The sequence below is a fragment of the Streptomyces sp. NPDC005195 genome, from assembly GCF_040608315.1.
GTDB lineage: Bacteria > Actinomycetota > Actinomycetes > Streptomycetales > Streptomycetaceae > Streptomyces > Streptomyces kaempferi.
The window spans coordinates 1-2,565 of sequence record NZ_JBEXHZ010000233.1 but is presented as its reverse complement, the minus strand read 5'-3'; the positions used below and the strand labels follow the sequence as shown (position 1 = coordinate 2,565).

The window sequence follows — 2,565 nt, the reverse complement described above, 5'->3', positions numbered from 1 at the left end:
GGTGCCGCGAGAGTGGCACGCCGGGTGCGGGAAGAGGCCCAGAGAAACGGCTCGCTCGAAAGACGAGACCGCGCTCTGGGCCTACTTCACCACCGACTGTTCTCCCACGTCACGATGAACTGGCGGGGCAGGCCGCTGACCAGCCATGAAGTCATCGTGAACAGTATCGCGGCGACCACCACCCGCACCGGGCTGACGGTCCGCGCCGAACTCGACACCACTCTCTACGAGACCGGCGTCCGCATCAGTGAGGGGCAGCTGAACGCCCTGCCACTGAGGCGCCACGACTGGCACGGCGACTGGAACTACACCCTCCACCCCCAGGAACACCGCCGGGACGGCGTCCTTCCGATCCCGCCTCAGAACGAAGCCGGCCCTGGCCGCGACTGGCTGACCCATCCCGCCCTCACCGGCATCCCGCACGAGCAGTGGGACTCGCTGGTCACCGAGTTGGCAGCGGCCCGCGCGGCTCAGCGGGAAACAGACCTCTATCAGCGACGCGGCGGCGACCGGCAGAAGACCCCTGCCGCCGGCTTCTACACCGGCCGGCGCCCCGGCCTCACCCTCGTCGACCGGCTCCTGGCCACCATCCTCTACCAGAGGTTCAAACTCCCTCAGGTCGTCATCGCCCCGCTCTTCACCGTGACACCCAAGTGACCCTCAACCGGGCCATCAGCCGAACCCGCCGGCTCCTCCACACCATCGGACACGCCATCGAACCCGCCGAGGCGCAACTGGCCACCCTCGACGATCTCACCGATCTCACCGCACGCCTCGGCATCCCCAAACCGGAGATCAAGACGGCGAGTTATTGATCTGCAAGTCCTAATACCCGGCCTTGGGTCAAGGCCCGCCGCCGTCCTTACCCGCCGGATCGTGCTTGTCATAGCCGAGGTGGTCGGTGATCTCACCCTCCAGGGCAGACTCCGGAACCGTCTTGGTCAACTGTTCAGCAGCCCACCCTCGCCAGTCAGCTGCAGCCCCTTGCTCCGGGCCTGCTCGACGCGCTGGTCGATCAGCTTCTGCTCGACCGCCGCGGTCTCCAGCGGCGGTTCCGCCTGGTCATCGGCGGCCACGAACTCGGTCACGGTGTCAGTCACTTGATGTCCCTTCCATGATCATCAATTACACCGGTGAGCGTACAGACCCGACAGTCCTGCCTCGTGGCGTCAGCTGCTGGGTGGAGGCTGGGCCTTGGTCCAGTCGGGGTCGGCCCAACGCTCCGGATCCGCCGGATTGGTCAGGTCCATAAGGTATTTGGGGTCCTGTTCCCGGCGGAGCCGGACGCTTGTGTGTAGCCGCGCGTGTTCGGGCACCGGGCGTGTACGGCGGCCCGCGAGGATCCAGAAGGGGCCGTTATCGTGAAGGGCGGCGGTGGCGAAGTCCTCGCTCACCGTGCAAGCTTCCTGGTAGGCGCCGGGGCGGAAGTCCAGGTCACGGCAGACTCCCTCGGTGATCCACTTGAGGGTGATGGTGGAGAGCAGGGGGGCGTTCTCGGCGTGTTCGAAGGTGCCGCCTACGTCGGAGTGTACGCCGGCGAACCAGACCTCCTGGGCGGTGTCCTGGAGGGGTTCGGGGCGGGGAGTGACCATGAACTCGCGGTAGGGGCGGCGTGTTTCGTCGAGAGACACGGCGTGTCGGATGCGGGCGGCGTTGGGCAGTTGATGGGTGTAGGGCCAGTTCAGGGTGCCCAGGCGCAGGATGCCGGCTGCTTTCACGGTGTCCCACAGGCCGAGGTAGTCGACGGGCAGGGCGTGATGCGAGACCTGCCGGGGGTTGTTGTGTTTCACGGTCGCCCACAGCGGCTCGCTCTCGGTGCGCCGGCAGAAGGCGTGCGAGAACCGGGCGACCTCCTGCTCACTCTTATCGATGTCCTGGTTGAAGGCGTACCTCGACACCGCGTAGGGGACGAGGTTCTCGGAGCCGGGGCGCATGAGGCCGGGTTTGTTCAGCATCCCGACGAGGGCACGCGCGGTGTAGGCGCCACGGCTGAAACCGAAGACGTAGACCCTGTCTCCGGGCTGCCAGTGCTGCATCAGGTAGGTGTATGCCTCGGCGAGGTTGGCCTTCAGTCCGGTGCCGAATGCGAGGCCGGTCAGGCGGGAGAGCCATCGCCCGGCAGGTCCGTGGGCGGTGGCCGCCGACATGGTGCCCACGCCGGGGTCGTAGTAGTGGAGTTGCCGGTCGGGGGCATCCGTTTCCAGCATCTCGAGGAGCCTGACCACGTTGGTCGGGTGGCGGGCGCCGACCTGGTTGCCCGTTCCGTCGAGGCAGATGACGATTCGGCGTGGCATGCCAGCTCCTAGCCGGTGCGCTTGGTGGTGGTGCCCCGGGTCGCTCGGCCTCGCCGCGGTGTCGCGGCGGTGACCAGGGGACCGGTCGCGGTGCGCCGCCCGGGCTCGATCTGTTGCTCGAACGCCTTTAGGGCGACAGTGCTGGTGGCCGGGAAGACCGCCATCTTCCCGAGGCTTTGTTGTGTCCTGAACGCGAAAGGGAGAAGCATGTAGGAACTCTTCTTGTAGCGATGCTGTACGAAGGATGAAGGTTTGGCCCTTCAAATTCGCC

Annotated in this window: 2 protein-coding genes and 2 pseudogenes; 1 reads left to right on the top strand and 3 read right to left on the bottom strand. The window is 66.6% G+C overall.

The genetic code is table 11. The features are described 5' to 3' along the window. Positions 1 to 84: 84 nt before the first annotated feature. A pseudogene (locus ABZV34_RS38410) lies at positions 85 to 815 on the top strand (ISAzo13 family transposase); the annotation flags it as partial. Positions 816 to 861: 46 nt separating this feature from the next. Here ABZV34_RS38410 and ABZV34_RS38405 read toward each other — a convergent pair. The 3 genes and pseudogenes from ABZV34_RS38405 to ABZV34_RS38395 form a co-directional block, all read right to left on the bottom strand. Then, a pseudogene (locus ABZV34_RS38405) lies at positions 862 to 1,019 on the bottom strand (IS256 family transposase); the annotation flags it as partial. Positions 1,020 to 1,169: 150 nt separating this feature from the next. Next, positions 1,170 to 2,294 (bottom strand): DUF2235 domain-containing protein, encoded by a 1,125-nt coding sequence (locus tag ABZV34_RS38400; protein WP_356287607.1) that lies wholly within the window; start codon positions 2,292 to 2,294, stop codon positions 1,170 to 1,172. 8 nt (positions 2,295 to 2,302) lie between these two features. After that, a complete protein-coding gene (locus tag ABZV34_RS38395) occupies positions 2,303 to 2,503 on the bottom strand; it encodes a DUF6424 family protein (protein WP_356287604.1) in 201 nt (66 codons plus the stop codon). Between the last annotated feature and the right edge of the window lie 62 nt (positions 2,504 to 2,565).

Coding starts and splice junctions, on each gene's coding strand:
- ABZV34_RS38400 (WP_356287607.1), bottom strand. CDS start 2,294: ATGCCACGCCGAATCGTCATCTGCCTCGACGGAACGGGCAACCAGGTC.
- ABZV34_RS38395 (WP_356287604.1), bottom strand. CDS start 2,503: ATGCTTCTCCCTTTCGCGTTCAGGACACAACAAAGCCTCGGGAAGATG.